The organism is Candidatus Chlorohelix sp. (assembly GCF_037138995.1).
Lineage (GTDB): Bacteria > Chloroflexota > Chloroflexia > Chloroheliales > Chloroheliaceae > Chlorohelix.
In genome coordinates this window covers 118,682-132,469 of sequence record NZ_JBAXHI010000002.1, presented here as the reverse complement: position 1 = coordinate 132,469, position 13,788 = coordinate 118,682, and the positions used below count along the sequence as shown (strand labels likewise).

The 13,788-nt window shown below is 46.8% G+C and carries 14 protein-coding genes; 3 read left to right on the top strand and 11 right to left on the bottom strand.

Annotated elements, in window-relative coordinates; genetic code table 11:
• Window positions 1-182: 182 nt before the first annotated feature.
• A complete protein-coding gene (locus WCK19_RS01735; RefSeq protein ID WP_342395624.1) occupies window positions 183-1,211 on the bottom strand; it encodes a hypothetical protein in 1,029 nt (342 codons plus the stop codon).
• Between the two features lie 202 nt (window positions 1,212-1,413).
• Here WCK19_RS01735 and WCK19_RS01730 point away from each other — a divergent pair, with 202 nt between their 5' ends.
• A complete protein-coding gene (locus tag WCK19_RS01730) occupies window positions 1,414-1,758 on the top strand; it encodes a hypothetical protein (protein WP_342395623.1) in 345 nt (114 codons plus the stop codon).
• A gap of 62 nt (window positions 1,759-1,820) precedes the next feature.
• On the opposite strand, the gene WCK19_RS01725 is transcribed toward WCK19_RS01730, so the two are convergent.
• The 4 genes from WCK19_RS01725 to WCK19_RS01710 all read right to left on the bottom strand — a co-directional run bounded on the left by WCK19_RS01725 (window position 1,821) and on the right by WCK19_RS01710 (window position 6,989).
• Window positions 1,821-4,361, bottom strand: coding sequence for a DUF1565 domain-containing protein (locus WCK19_RS01725; RefSeq protein ID WP_342395622.1), 2,541 nt, complete (start codon window positions 4,359-4,361; stop codon window positions 1,821-1,823).
• 713 nt (window positions 4,362-5,074) lie between these two features.
• The gene (locus WCK19_RS01720) at window positions 5,075-6,115 is read right to left on the bottom strand and encodes an NAD(P)H-dependent glycerol-3-phosphate dehydrogenase (RefSeq protein ID WP_342395621.1); all 1,041 of its coding nucleotides are present in this window, start codon (window positions 6,113-6,115) and stop codon (window positions 5,075-5,077) included.
• 31 nt (window positions 6,116-6,146) lie between these two features.
• Window positions 6,147-6,641, bottom strand: a complete 495-nt coding sequence (locus tag WCK19_RS01715) for a type II toxin-antitoxin system VapC family toxin (RefSeq protein WP_342395620.1) — start codon at window positions 6,639-6,641, stop codon at window positions 6,147-6,149.
• 3 nt (window positions 6,642-6,644) lie between these two features.
• On the bottom strand, window positions 6,645-6,989 hold the full coding sequence (locus tag WCK19_RS01710) for a MazG nucleotide pyrophosphohydrolase domain-containing protein (protein ID WP_342395619.1): 345 nt from the start codon (window positions 6,987-6,989) through the stop codon (window positions 6,645-6,647).
• A 138-nt stretch (window positions 6,990-7,127) separates the two neighbouring features.
• Here WCK19_RS01710 and WCK19_RS01705 point away from each other — a divergent pair, with 138 nt between their 5' ends.
• On the top strand, window positions 7,128-7,361 hold the full coding sequence (locus tag WCK19_RS01705; RefSeq protein ID WP_342395618.1) for a hypothetical protein: 234 nt from the start codon (window positions 7,128-7,130) through the stop codon (window positions 7,359-7,361).
• 3 nt (window positions 7,362-7,364) lie between these two features.
• Here the strand turns inward: WCK19_RS01705 and WCK19_RS01700 are convergent, their stop codons facing one another.
• The 5 genes from WCK19_RS01700 to WCK19_RS01680 form a co-directional block, all read right to left on the bottom strand.
• Entirely contained in the window at window positions 7,365-7,709 is a 345-nt protein-coding gene (locus tag WCK19_RS01700) for a hypothetical protein (RefSeq protein ID WP_342395617.1), read from the bottom strand.
• A gap of 21 nt (window positions 7,710-7,730) precedes the next feature.
• Window positions 7,731-9,053, bottom strand: coding sequence for a cation:proton antiporter (locus tag WCK19_RS01695; protein ID WP_342395616.1), 1,323 nt, complete (start codon window positions 9,051-9,053; stop codon window positions 7,731-7,733).
• Window positions 9,054-9,089: 36 nt separating this feature from the next.
• Complete coding sequence (locus tag WCK19_RS01690) at window positions 9,090-9,479, bottom strand: helix-turn-helix domain-containing protein (RefSeq protein WP_342395615.1); 390 nt, start codon at window positions 9,477-9,479, stop codon at window positions 9,090-9,092.
• A gap of 410 nt (window positions 9,480-9,889) precedes the next feature.
• A complete protein-coding gene (locus WCK19_RS01685) occupies window positions 9,890-10,186 on the bottom strand; it encodes a hypothetical protein (protein ID WP_342395614.1) in 297 nt (98 codons plus the stop codon).
• A 196-nt stretch (window positions 10,187-10,382) separates the two neighbouring features.
• Window positions 10,383-11,192 (bottom strand): DUF4388 domain-containing protein, encoded by an 810-nt coding sequence (locus WCK19_RS01680; protein WP_342395613.1) that lies wholly within the window; start codon window positions 11,190-11,192, stop codon window positions 10,383-10,385.
• 308 nt (window positions 11,193-11,500) lie between these two features.
• On the opposite strand from WCK19_RS01680, the gene WCK19_RS01675 reads away from it, so the two are divergent.
• A complete protein-coding gene (locus tag WCK19_RS01675) occupies window positions 11,501-13,315 on the top strand; it encodes a M28 family peptidase (protein WP_342395612.1) in 1,815 nt (604 codons plus the stop codon).
• Window positions 13,316-13,360: 45 nt separating this feature from the next.
• Here the strand turns inward: WCK19_RS01675 and WCK19_RS01670 are convergent, their stop codons facing one another.
• Complete coding sequence (locus WCK19_RS01670; RefSeq protein WP_342395611.1) at window positions 13,361-13,759, bottom strand: hypothetical protein; 399 nt, start codon at window positions 13,757-13,759, stop codon at window positions 13,361-13,363.
• Between the last annotated feature and the right edge of the window lie 29 nt (window positions 13,760-13,788).

Here is a 13,788-nt window from a genome sequence, read left to right as displayed (position 1 = left end):
AGATGATTCCTATAATGCGCCGCTTGCTCCAAATGCCACAAGTACATAGCCACCAGCCGAAAATGGCTCGTTACCGCCCTTGAACACCCCCAACCCTTTTGGACAAACTGGCGGATGTTTCATATGATGATAAAGTAATTATTGTCAAAATTATGCGCTTTGTTAGAATCCATTTTGGCGAATCAAAGCTTTTGATTGTTTTTGTATTCTCTGAATTGCCCTGATATTTCTAAGCTTTGCTTGTAAGTGTAAGCCACATAGAATAGACTGATTATGCCTATTTCACTCGCATAATGAACTTCATCTCCTGCCAAAAAGATAACAAAGAGCAGCATCTGTAAGAGCATTAAGCCCATTGCTTTCACAGGTTTTTGTTCTAGCAGTCCGGCTAATAGCGCTACTAAACTTAGCATAAACCAAGCGAGCAGCCAGAAGAAATAAGCGTTGGAGTGCATTGGGATTATAAGAGATATGACGGGAACAAGGCTAAACCCACCGAACCTGCCGGGCATTTCAAGCCCTTCCGCTGCTCGTTGGGAGGCGGCGCTGAAAACTGAGCTATCAAGCTTGGCATCAACAGTATCCCATCTAAGGGTACCGCCCACAATGCTATAAACAAAAGTCTCGCCTTGCCATAATAAAAATGGAACAATTACGCCAGCCCCAACAACCCCAAAAATCAAAAAATTCAGTAAGGCTTGCTTCAGCCCTTTCTCGCGCCAGAGAATAAGAAAATAGAAAGGAATAATAGGAAGGCAGGTCTGGCGGGCGCAAATACATAGGGCGAAAAGAATAGTGGCCATAGTCCAACGTTTATTACCAAAGCAGAATAAAGCGGTAGCTAACAGAGCAGTGTAGGGCAATAAATATAAGTCGTGCCGCCAGATGTTATATAAATTTAGGGTAATGGCAAGCAGTATAAGACTCCACCAAATATTAAGCTTCCTTTTAACAAGTTCATAAGTTAAAGTTGAAAGCGCCAGCGTCGCCGGCAACTGCATCCAACGCGGGTCAATATGTACTAAAACTGACGGAACATATAGTAACCAAGTAACAGGCAGATAACCGACAGGTGATACATGGTCTATTACAGTTGGCAAGCGATACATTTGGTAGGGTGGCAAGCCCTTAATGAAAGAATCTGCCGCATTCTGTACCAGCGGTAGCATATCGGCACGACCCGGTAGCAAAGGATAAAAAATAGTTTGCAATACTAATATCAAGGTCAATAGCAAAAGGAATAAAATTATAAAGAAAGGCAACCGGAAGAAGAATAGAGACACCTCATAGCTATACCGATTCCGGTCAAGCCCTAGCTTAAGCATTAATAAGAAGATAAAAAAGCATAGCCCTAAAATCCCCGGCTCAAACCAAAAGAATTGATAGCCAATGTTGTTGAACAGCAATCCCTGAATGGAAAAAACGCCTATAACTGCAAAAAAATGGCACATGAATAAAAACAAAAGAAGCTTTTTATTAGGTTGCTGTGAATCAGGTTTTCCAGATTTAGCAGTTAGTATCCCTGCTATTATTATGAAAAGAAAAATAGTAGGAAAGACATTTAATAGTGGATTTGATTTTAGCCTAGTGTTATGTAATAAATCAGTTAGGAGGAATAAAGCAAATAAAGCTATTACGAAAAATTCCTTGACAAATAACGTTTTGAGGAGAATAACGAATCTATTTTCGAATGATTTATTACCGAACTTCAATTATTTTGCTCAGATATTAAGAGGGTTAAACCTGCTATTACAATAGAGCCAGCTACTAAGAGCCGGCTCTATTATAGAATGCAATTTTTACTACGGTTTTTTTAGCAGTTATGGCAACATATAAAGAACGATTCTACCCGTTATACCGCTGCGTCTTCCGTATCCCGCCACTACATAGGATTCGTCAGCCGTCAGAGGTTTGGTAGAGAAGTGGATAACTAGGGTTCCATCTCGATTAGCCGATTGAGAACCAAGCGATACACTTTGCCCGTTTTTGTCGGTGTACCACAAATCAACTACTTCTGACGGAGCGTAGAAATCGGATGAAATATCTAGGCTGTCACCGCTTTTAACTTGGCTGGTAGGAGGTGAAAATAGCAACACATTGCCATCAGTTTCATTCCTGTCGCCATTAGCAGAAAAGAAAACACGTGCGCCGTTGCTGATTGTATTAACGGGCTGTATTCCGTTGTTCCAGTCAAGGGTAAATCGAGCAAAGATACTGCTACCTATTGTAATATCAGCTTGCTTTACACGAAATACCAGTGTACCTCCTACAGTTGCGCCGGGTCCGAGGTCTGGTAATCCAATCAGAACATAGGGCGCAGGAACATCAAGAACAATCGCTTTTACCCAAGCGTTTGGATTGTTAAAGGTTGCATATCCTGTTTCCAAGGTAGGATCAATCGGAACTCTAACATTAATATGCCGCGCAGTTCCCGAATTACTGATGTTTTTAACCAGCATATTGTAGGTGACTGTGCTACCCAGTACATTGGAAACTTCACGATCAGGAGTGACTCTTAATTGGGCAACCAAATCCCCTGCTTCGGGATACCTGACAATAAGTGTTATAGTGACAAATTGATTGGCGTTCAATATAGGAGGAGTGGTAGGTTCAGAATCTACCGGAATAGTTACCTGATATATACCCGGACGACCAATTACAACGAGCGTGCAACTAACATCAACTGAATTTCCCGGAATTATACTTCCGCTTGTTGCAGCGCAGGATAACCAGTTGCTTAATTCGCCGCTATAAATAAAGGTACCCAGAGACCAATTAAGTGTTCCGGGAGATAGCGCGGTGTTTGCGACAGAAAAATTGACAGCTTTGCTCTGCAAATCAGTGGTTAATGTTTCAATAAGGAAATTTTTAGGCGTTACAATCATACCGGTTTGGTTGATAAAGATATTTCCTAAGGTATTGTCTTGATACTTGTAATGATTGTGGTCCTTAACGTATTGTAATTGCGTCCCAGAAAGGGAATTACCCAGTGCGCCCTCAAATGTAGTAGCGGTTGCATCAATATCATTGGGGTTAAGGACTAATTCCATATATAATTGGCTTCCGCTCTGTCCGCTAAAAGCAGCGTTATTAGGGACGAACACGGCATTGGGGTTTTCAATCCTTACACAATCAAGACCAAAATTGGTAATTGCTGTTGCATTAGTCAATACTAACTTGATAAAGTTAGCAGCAGTTAGGGTATTATCGGTATCACGAATCCAGATGCCATTGTCTCTAGAATTCAGAATTGTAACACCGCTGAGGGTTACTAATCCTCCAAAGGTAAAGACGTTGGGGGGGTTGCGAGTGTCTTGAACTCTACAAAGAGTAGAATTTTGACTACCCACACTATTATTCTCAAGCACTACTCCGGTTTCATTGTTATCTAAAGTACCGCCTGTAATGGTCAAACCTGCTGAACCACTCACACCGCAGATATAAGCCCCAATTAAAGCTCCATCTACATTATTGTTGCTTACACTCAGGCTTGTATTTCCATCTATATGGACAAAAAGCATACCCCTCTGCTTCTGGGTAGTCGCATCCGTTATGGCGGCGGTATGCATATTATTATTGCTAATAGTGTAAGGTACAGGGGTGTTTAATAATTCACGAAAATATATGCCAGTATCTCTTGAGGTTATGGTGTTTCCGGTAATCAACATTGGGGTAGTGCCGGTTCCGGCGGTAGCATATTCAGAGGAAATTCCGATATAAGAATCAGTAATGATATTGGTTTGAACCGTAGCGTAGAAATTATTATACATTTCAATCGCTCGACCCTGCCCATAAATACCGCTTATCGTGTTATTGCTTATGACATTACCGCCAGACTCAGTTGCATCATCCGGTCCTGTCAATACGATACCATGGAAGAAATTCTGGACAATATTATGCTGAATATTCAGGTTAGTGGAAGTTTTCGTCGTAAAAACGGCATTGTCTGTAGTAAATGCACCAGCGCCACTTATGGTAAAGCCGTCGATTGTCACGTTACTGGCATTAATGCTGATTAAAACAGCGGCAAATGGACTGACGGTAGCAGGGTCTTTGATTGTGGTAGTTGCAGCGCCAGCTCCCTGCAAAATAACCGGGTAGGTAATGGTAAGGACTTCACTGTAGGTGCCTGCTGCCACATTAATAGTGTCGCAAGTGCCAGCCCCAGCAGTCAGAGCGCTGCTTATAGTAGCGTAACTACCCGACGGTACTGCACAGGATGCGGCAAATAATGTCTTTTTAGGACTCTGTAATAGTACCAAAAGAGCTACGACTAAAAGCGCAAAAGCGAGCAAAATAATTCTTGATTTTCCCCGTACCCTGATAAAGGGAGTTGCCCCAAAGTTTTCTTTACCACTCATCAAATTGCTTTCCTTCCGTAATTCTAAATATGCGATAAATAACCCACATCAAATCGGGTTAAATCTGAAAAGGAACCATAAGTCTGACCATTTTCCGATTCCTTTTATTAATGATGCTTGTTAATTTGAAAATGCTAGAATTAGATTAGAGTTAGATTTTAGCGAAGTTGCATTACAATTGTACATTATATCACCATAGGCACCAATCTACAATATTCTAAATATTGAGTAGGGCGGTTGCAAGAAAGAAATTGTCCTTTATAAAACGGTTCTCAAAGGGATTTGGGCAAGGGCGCGAGGTGATTTTGTAAGGGCGTAGCTCGACACACTCCTTCTTTGGAAGGCACAAATCTCATGGGGTTGGGGCTAACGGGTTAATTTTCCAGGGCTGTTGCATAGGCAGTATTTATATTTTCAACGGTTCCCCAAACCACCAAGAAAATCGTTTTTGTAGGGGCGGTTCGTACCCACTACGGGACACAGGCGAACCGCCCTTCTTTTATTGCCATATCACCAACAAAAAACTCCACCAAACGAGGGCGCATCGCGATGCGCCCCTACCAATCCTGCGAAAACTTGAGGACGCGGCTGCGAATCTCGTTCCAGCTAATAGGCATAGCGTTTTACCTGCAACAATATGATGAACTATGAGTAGTAGTTTTTTGTTATCTCTACTGCATACCTTACTAATATACAAAGCGGGGATATGTCGTTTATATCGTAAACCCGTACATCTCCCCGGTAGGTTCGCGCAACATCAGGTCGGTAATGGCGATGAGCGGATTCTTGCCCTCAAACATAACTTGGTATAACTGCTCGGTGATAGGCATTTCCACACCGTAACGGGCAGCCAATCGCCGCGCCGAAACGGTGGTATAGACCCCTTCTGCCACCTGCGTCATCCCTTTGAGAATCTCATCAAGGCTCTTGCCAGTCGCCAGTTCTTCCCCCACATGACGGTTGCGACTGTAGGGACTGAAACAGGTCGCTACCATATCGCCAAGCCCTGCCAAACCGAGGAATGTGAGCGGATTTGCGCCCGATGCCACCCCCAACCTGCCGATTTCCGCCATGCCACGAGTAAGGAACGCGCCCTTAGCATTGTCGCCCGAATGTAGCCCATCCGCCACCCCTGCGCCAAGCGCGATAATATTCTTGAGCGCACCCGCAAGCTCGACTCCTATTACATCGGGGTTGGTATAGACCCGGAAAGTAGCGGAAGTAATCAACTGCTGGGCGCGTGTGGTGGAAGCAGCGTTGCGTCCGGCAATAACGGTTGCGCCCGGTTTGCCCTCTGCCACTTCCCGCGCCAGATTCGGACCTGAAAGAGCGCAGATTTTACCCGCTTCTTCGCCTTCGGGCCACTCCTGCGCCATAACTTCGGTCATGCGGTAGAGATTATCTTTTTCCAAGCCTTTAGCCGCGCTAAGTACCACCGGCATTTCGGAGAGGCTGTCGAAATAGGGGCGGCACATCTGCATCTCGTTACGCATAAAGCCGGAAGGAGGCGCCATGATAACCATTTCACAACCGGGGGAAATTGCTTTTTCAAGGTCTGCGGTCATTTCAAGCGCGGGGGGAAATTTCGCGCCCGGTAAAAAGCGTTTGTTCTCGCCGTCAGCGCGTAGCAACTCCGCTTCCTCTTGGGTGCGCGTCCACAATACGGTGCGTCTGCCCTTACGCGCCACCAGCCATGCCAGAGTAGTACCCCAACTACCGCTGCCGATAACCGTTACAAAAGAACTATTAGCCATCCTCTTTCTCCTTTTCCCGATTTTACCACAATCAAAAGAAGGTCACTATGAGCAGGTGTTCATCAGGGATTTTCTGAAAGCCGGCATCATTACTAAGCAACGGACAATTGAGGTGACGTGCCGCGATATAGTGAAAAGCGTCGGTGGGGTCTAATTCATGCTCGGCAATCGCTTTCAGAGTTTTGCGATGAAAGGCGAGGTCGGGAGGCTCAAACAGGCGCAAGAGGGGCGAACGTAGCAAAATGTCGTCCAGCCACAGCGACAAATTAGGGACAGCTTCGGGCGAGTCGCTCTCCTTCTCACGCAAGCGCATTAGCTGATAAATCGCCTCGTTCAAAGCCAGCGACGAAAGCGTCAATCCGGTGTTGCGCTCGTTGAAATGCGCCAACAACGCCAGCGCATTGGCATGCCAAATGTGGGCAGGATGCGCCAGCGCGACGATGAAATTAGCGTCAAGGTACACTTTGGAAGCCTTCACCGCTAAGCCCTGTTTCCAGTAAACTAGCTTGGGTTTCTGTTGCGCCATCGTTTAATCCAAGCGAGCGCGTACCCGGCGCAAGCCCTCCGCGTATTTTAGCTGCCATTCCGGCAACTTACCGCGAATTTTGTCCAGCTTGCGGTCGTACACTTCTTCTAGTTCCAGATTGTACGCGCTACAAACCTCGAACAGACTAAACAGCACATCCGCCACTTCATCGCCCATTTTGTGGCGCAATTCGGGGTTATCCACTCCGTAAATCTCGCGCTCCATAACCTCTTTTACCAGTTCGCCCAATTCCTCGACCAGCCCAAGCACCGCTCCTACTCTGGGATGCTTTAAATCGTCGCCCAACAGTTGGGCTGCTTCGCGCTGTCGTTCCGCGATGGTTTTCATAGCGCCTCATCCTTCAAAGATTTCTTATTACAGCTTCAAAGCGCGGGGAAATCGCTTACCGCCCCCCACGCAGGGATATTATATAATACGCAAAGAATAAACCGTTATTCTGATTACCTTCATCAGGGAGAAAAATAGATGGGTTACGAATTGATAGTAGAACGCAAGCAGCATCAGAAATGCGATAACTGTATTTTTATCAAAAGCTGCTTCTTGCAAGAGGTGCAGCGTTTGCAGGAGAACAGCGGCATAGGCAACGATTGCCTGATTTATCAGGACGAGCGAGACTTACCCGAAGCGCAGCGCACCGAACGTTACAATGCGGTAGCAGGATTGCCAACCTACACGGTGCGGATGCGTAAACCGCTATAGGCTTTATAAACCCGCCACCAACGCCAGCGGCAAGCCAAAAAACAGAGCTTTGCCCGGTTTTATCTCCGCTCCGGTTTTGTGACGAGTTTCTTCATAAAGCTGTTGCAGGGCTTCGCGGCTCTCGACTACCGAGAACAGCAAACGCCGTTCGCTTCTTTCCAATTCGGTAAGCGCACTCAAACCGGGGAAAAGGGGCAAATCATCACGGGTGAAATTGCGCGGCATCAAAAACTGTTCGCAATCCAGCGCAGTTATCGCCCGCGCATTTTTTTCAGCCCACAGATTAATCACTTCTTCCTCGAAATCCTCATCGTCCAGCACCAGCACAGCCAGATAATAATTACTCATTTATAAATTCTCTCTTTTACGCTAGTTCGCGCCGCTAACTTCGACCTGTTCCGCCGATTTTATGCCCGCATCGGTTCTTTTCTCGCCCCGAAATGCCAGCTTCAAAGCAAAGGGCGTGAAAAGCGTAGTGACGAGAACCATCAAAACCGTCGCCGCATACACTTGCTGATTTAGGATTCCTTCAGAAATACCAACCGAAGCCACTATCAGCCCGACCTCCCCGCGTGATACCATGCCCACTCCCAACCGCAAGCTAGAAAGATTGTTAAAGCCCGTGAGACGCGCCCCCAGTCCACAACCGATTATTTTGCTGACAATAGCAGCCACACACACCAACCCGGCAAAGAACCATGCCTCGCCGTTTATACTGCCCAAATTTACCAACAGCCCTATACTGACGAAGAATACCGGAACGAGCAGCGCGTAAATTATTGTGCGAAATTTTTCTTCCAGTTCGTGCCGGAAACGGGTACGCGCCGCCAGTGCTCCCACCATAAACGCCCCTACAATCAGCGCCACGCCTCCCAAATATTCGGCAGCCCACGCCGTTAGCAGCACCAAAACTACCATTGTAGCTGTTATATTTTCGCTGATTGGCAGTTTTTTAACCCGCGACAACGCCCACGGTAAAACCTTTAAGCCGAGCAGCGCAGTAACAAGGAAGAAAGCCGCCATTTTCAGGATTACCACTATAATTTCAAGCGCCCCACCACCACTACCGCCACCCACCATTGCCAGATAAAAGGAGAGTACCAGCACCACCAGCACATCATCAAAAACCGCTGCGCCAAGCAGCGCAACCCCTTCGCGCTTGCGTAGTACGCCCAGTTCGAGCATTGTTTGCGCCGAAATACTCACACTGGTAGCCGCTAGTATGATGCCGATAAATAGGCTCTTTTCAAAAGTGTAACCAAACGGCATTGCCACCAAAATACCAAAGGCAATCGGGAAGATTACGCCGCTTACCCCAGAAAATACCGCAACCTTGCCCACCTTAAACATTTCGCTTAAGTTGGTTTCAAGACCCGCCATAAACATGAGGAAAATTACGCCCAATTCGGCAATTATCTTGAGGGTGTTCTCCAGATAAGGGCGATTTTCAGGCTGGATAAAGCCCAGATTGTACAGGTTTATCAGGCTGGGACCGAGAACAACACCCGCCAGCAATTCGCCCAACACCGCAGGTTGCCCCAGACGAGCGCTAAGGTAGCCCGCTGCTTTGGCGGCAAAAATAACCAGTGCCAGCACAAGCAGAAATTGTAAAACCGGACTCATGCCTTCGCTTGTAGCTGCCGCCGTTGGCGTGTATAGCAGTTTTCCTAAGGATGGGATAACGAGATTCATCGTGCCAGCCCTCACCTTCTCATCTATACTATGCCGTTATGCACCCGAAACCGCTGCTTTGTCGCCCTTTTTACGCACCGGCGCATCATCTGGATTATCCAGATGTTCGGCGTGGGTCGCTAGATTCTCGGCTTTAAGCGCCTTCACGGTAATGAGTGGTGAATCTTCATAGCCTATACCGAGCGGGAATTTCAAGACTTTTTCTTCGTTGACCCGGTAAAAGCAACGCCGCCCCAAACGGGTTTTCACCACGTAGCCTTCTTCGATTAGGTCGGTTATAGCTCGTGATACCGCACGTTCGGTAAGGTCAAGCGAGTAGCCAATCTCGCGAATGGTTTTACCCGGCGTATTCAACAACGAAATTAGCGCCAGCCCATGCGAGGTAAAAAGCTGCCACTTATTATCTTTAACAGGTTGCGAGGTCATAAATTTTCCTCATATAACTATTAATACCGGAAATATTATTCATGTAATGATATAACATGTTTATTTTTCTGTAAAATGAGATTGTGATTTCTGTCAGGGCTTTTGCAAAGTCAGCCAAAAGAAATAATATTTCATGAGAAGACAAGCCTCACAGCCTCGGCAGATCGATAAGCTAACTCTCTTCTTCTTTCGGCTACATTAGAAACACCTTCCCTAGCCAATAATCCTAAACCTGCATTATTTAAAGCGACCCAAACCTGCGGCACTTGCCCGGTGCGAACCTTGTACCAATCTTCTCCCATTGTTTCACCTCGCCGGTAATGCAGTTTGTGCTCTATACCCTAGGCGGATCGGGCTATTTTTAACAACCGAGTGGCATCTGCTACCCCTACCGCCAAGCTCGTAATACCTTACCGCACCTCATAAGGTGTTTTGCCTGTCCCATCGGTCCTCCATCGTTCCAGTTTGAAAGCCTGTTTCAGGTAAGACCTGAGACTATAGCCTTTCAACAGGCTGCTCACGGTGATTTTTCTCTCTTCTAACCGCCCGTGACTTTTATCCACGCTCCTGACACAACTGAAATCGGTGGGGTAGGGCGAACCTCCCGGAGGGGTCGGCTCAGACCCAAATAACACTTCCAGATCGGTTAGCAAACTCGGCTGGTTCTCTTTGACAATCCACAAGTAGTCACCTCCAACTTTTTTCACCTATAGCGTGCTACCCCTGCATTACTAGGTACTCCCGCAAAAATGGAATTGTCCCCTATAAAAACGGTTCTCAAAAGGGTTTGGATAAGGGCATTGGAAATGGGAATACCGACTTTACAACCGCTCTGAGTTATAAAAACAAAACAAGGGGCAGAAAACCCCTTGTCTCTTGCGCTTTTCTCAAATTATAGCGGCATCAGCTTTCGGACGGCGGTTCGGAGGCGGGCGGATACACCACCGCGACCTTCATCTTCACCAAATCAACAGCAATACGGGTTACGGTCATTACGTCCTGATTCAACTCAGAGGCGAGTTGTGCCATACTAATCGGGGAATTGACAATCTTCGTTAGAACTGCCCAGTGGTAAGGCTCAATCACCACATTAGTACCCGGGTCAGAAGCAATACCGATACGATGCGAAGTTGTTGGTATAATCGGGTTCAGCTTATTCCAGTTATCCAGCCAAAGGGTAGCCCGCACTTGCAATACCGGCAAAGATGCCTGAATGGTGCGACGACCGGGTGGCGGTACGTTTACCTCGAAAGCAAAGTCCCCGATTTTCCAGCCAAAAAGCTGAAACAACGCCAACGCCCCGGTCATATTATCCAATTTGGAATCGTAAACTTCACCTTTTTCAATATAAATGAAGCCGAAAGTATCCTCATTATAGAGATGCAACATCCCGGTTTGCTTCTGGACATTGAGCAAGGAAAGCAAGGCACTAGTGGAAAAAGCAACTAAGCTACCCGACATTACAACTTGAAGACTTTGCACTTGGGCAGGAGCAGGATTTTTGGAGACATAGCGAGCGCGAGGTGTGAGCGGATTGGATAAGGGCTGAGTCAGAGCGCTGCGTTGACCGCGATTAATATGTGAGGGTTGTGACAGAATCTCAGCAGCAGTTTGGCTGGAATCGATTTTGTGCACCACATCACTATGCTTGCCGTTACCGTTCTGGTAGTTGCCCTTTGCAAATATTCCGCTAATATCATCTTTTTTCAGCATAGGATTCCTCACATGCAGCATTAGCTCATATCTTACAGATGCTTTTTATTTCCAACTATTATTATCTTAATTTTACAATACATATTGCGATATAGCTATAATACTAAGCAAAGTTTAAGGCAGTGCAAGTTCGGAAAGATGGTGCAATAGGTTATTACCCTAAAAACGTTTCTTGCAACTACCCTGAGAAATATGCAGAATTTATTTAGATATGTTTATTATAAAGGTATAACACTAGTTTTTACTATATCAAATTGTTAATATTAAAATAATGAAATGCTGTTGTCAGATAATGAAAGAATAATAATATGAAAAAATATGCTTTAATTCTCGTTGTTTACCTTTCTATACAGTGGCTTTGCTATCTGCCTGTTGCGGGCGTGGCTGCCCCACCTACTAACGCCACCTTGCAAGATTTAATCTCACAAGTTTCTCCTGAAAAGCTGGTAGCCGAAGTGCAAGCAGTCAGCCGTTTCTCGCGTTGTGTAAGCGACACAGGACATGACCTTGCCATCACCTATATAAAGAATCGCTTGCAAGAGTTTGGGCTGACGGTAGAAATCCAAACCTTTAGCGGTTATGTGGAGGGGTTGCGAGAAACGCGCCTGCAAAATATTATCGTCCACAAACCCGGCACAAACCCCACCCAACGCCACTTACTTACTGCCCATCTGGACAGTAGCCCAATACGCATGTTCCCTCCCATCTGCAATGAACAGGCGTATGGCGCAAATGATAACGGTAGCGGAATTGCCGTATTGCTGGAAATCGGGCGACTACTGAAGAATGTACAGTTTAAAGACGACATTGATTTGATATTTTTCGATGGCGAGGAGTTCGGTTATCTGGGCAGTCACTATTATGTAAGCCAATATTTGCAAAATCGTAACACCCAACGCCCTATCGCTACGGTAATCAACCTCGATATGATTGGCTACCCTCGCGATGGCACGACCAACCAAACCCTCTACGCTATTTCAGTTCCGGGCAGTAGCAATGAGCTTGCCCGTGAAGGCAGCGATTTGGTGAAAAACTACCTACCCGCTTTGAAATATCAGGTTTATACCATCGGCGACCTTTTCCCGCTGGCGCGTGACCCGAATCAATATAGTGACCAGCGCAGTTTCTGGGAGTCTCAGGTGGGTAGCGCGATTTTCTTCAATGAGGATGCCAGCGATAGTAGCAGCGGTGACCCGCGTTATCATTCGCCCGGTGATAAGCTTTACCAAGCGGATGGCAATTTACGCTTGGATGCCACGCTTATGGCAGATGTAACCCGTACAGCGTTGCTCATAGGCGGTTATAAGGCAACCCCGTTGTCATATCGCTTCTTTCCAACATTGGCACAACCCTTTGAGAATAACTGGAGTAGAGCAGACCGTCCGCTACTCACCGGAGCGGCTACCGGAAGAAGTTGGCTATGGGGACTCGCGCCAAATCACAGCGTTAGCGAAGCCTATACCGAAGCCACAAGCGGAAGCCGGCAGGTGGTTTATTTTGATAAAGCGCGGATGGAACTAACCAAAGGAACGAGCGGTTCTGTAACCAATGGACTGCTGGTAGTGGAAATGACCAGTGGACGGCAGCAAATGGGCGATAACAGCTTTAGCCAGCGAGAGCCGAGCCGGGTAGCGGTGGCAGGCGACCCTAACGATACACCGGGGTTGAACGATATTGCCCCGACCTACGCCAGTTTCAAAGAGATTGTAGCACGGGGAAAAGTCGCGCCGGATAGCGGGGCGGTAGCAGCAACGCTGGACGCAAAGGGGCGAGAAAATTACAACTACACGCTTGCGCCTCTTGCCCGTAATGTATATTACGTTCCCGAAACCGGACACAATATACCGGACGTGTTCTTTAATTGGTTTCAAATTCAAGGGCGAATCTACGACAGCAGCGCAAATACCTACACGGACGGGAGCATTTTCGATTGGGTAAGCGCGATTGGCTTCCCCATCGGCGAAGCTTACTGGATACGCACCAAAGTAGGCGGGGCAGAACAAGATGTATTGGTGCAGCTATTTGAACGCCGCACCCTTACCTTTACACCCAACAACCCGAACGGCTTCAAAGTGGAGATGGGCAACGTGGGGTTGCATTATTACAAGTGGCGCTATAGCTAATCCCGGCAAAACCTCAAGTCTGCCGGGTACGCCTGAGAAATTGCGTTAACTCTGCGGCGGGTTATCCCCGCTCAAGTCGTTGGCAGCGTTTATCACCGCGCCCGTCTCAACCAGTGCAGTATCCTCCGCGTTTGGCTCGGCTATAGTAGGCTTTACCTGTAGCGGTTCCAGTTGAGTAAGGTTGATGCTGCGTTTAGGACGAGCGGCAGCAGCAGCAGCAGCTTGTTCAGCCGCAAGTCGCTCTCGCTCCTCCACTTCCTGCGGAGTGGGTATAATTTTACGCAAAAAAGGCAAGGTTCGCCACGCCAGCCCAGCCAGCAACATGAACATCAACAATGCCAGCATAAACAACGCCATCCGCAAAACAGTAGCGGTATTACCTTCTTGTGTGGTTGCCAACGGTTCTCCTGCCAGCACTATCGAGAACAATTCTATTCTTAGCATGTTATTTTGCTCCAAATTAAATGAATATT

Excerpts from the sequence above, each read along its gene's own strand:
- WCK19_RS01730 (WP_342395623.1), top strand. The coding sequence starts at position 1,414 with ATGGAAAAAACGCCTATAACTGCAAAAAAATGGCACATGAATAAAAAC.
- WCK19_RS01725 (WP_342395622.1), bottom strand. The coding sequence starts at position 4,361 with ATGAGTGGTAAAGAAAACTTTGGGGCAACTCCCTTTATCAGGGTACGG.
- WCK19_RS01720 (WP_342395621.1), bottom strand. The coding sequence starts at position 6,115 with ATGGCTAATAGTTCTTTTGTAACGGTTATCGGCAGCGGTAGTTGGGGT.
- WCK19_RS01715 (WP_342395620.1), bottom strand. The coding sequence starts at position 6,641 with ATGGCGCAACAGAAACCCAAGCTAGTTTACTGGAAACAGGGCTTAGCG.
- WCK19_RS01710 (WP_342395619.1), bottom strand. The coding sequence starts at position 6,989 with ATGAAAACCATCGCGGAACGACAGCGCGAAGCAGCCCAACTGTTGGGC.
- WCK19_RS01705 (WP_342395618.1), top strand. The coding sequence starts at position 7,128 with ATGGGTTACGAATTGATAGTAGAACGCAAGCAGCATCAGAAATGCGAT.
- WCK19_RS01700 (WP_342395617.1), bottom strand. The coding sequence starts at position 7,709 with ATGAGTAATTATTATCTGGCTGTGCTGGTGCTGGACGATGAGGATTTC.
- WCK19_RS01695 (WP_342395616.1), bottom strand. The coding sequence starts at position 9,053 with ATGAATCTCGTTATCCCATCCTTAGGAAAACTGCTATACACGCCAACG.
- WCK19_RS01690 (WP_342395615.1), bottom strand. The coding sequence starts at position 9,479 with ATGACCTCGCAACCTGTTAAAGATAATAAGTGGCAGCTTTTTACCTCG.
- WCK19_RS01680 (WP_342395613.1), bottom strand. The coding sequence starts at position 11,192 with ATGCTGAAAAAAGATGATATTAGCGGAATATTTGCAAAGGGCAACTAC.
- WCK19_RS01675 (WP_342395612.1), top strand. The coding sequence starts at position 11,501 with ATGAAAAAATATGCTTTAATTCTCGTTGTTTACCTTTCTATACAGTGG.
- WCK19_RS01670 (WP_342395611.1), bottom strand. The coding sequence starts at position 13,759 with ATGCTAAGAATAGAATTGTTCTCGATAGTGCTGGCAGGAGAACCGTTG.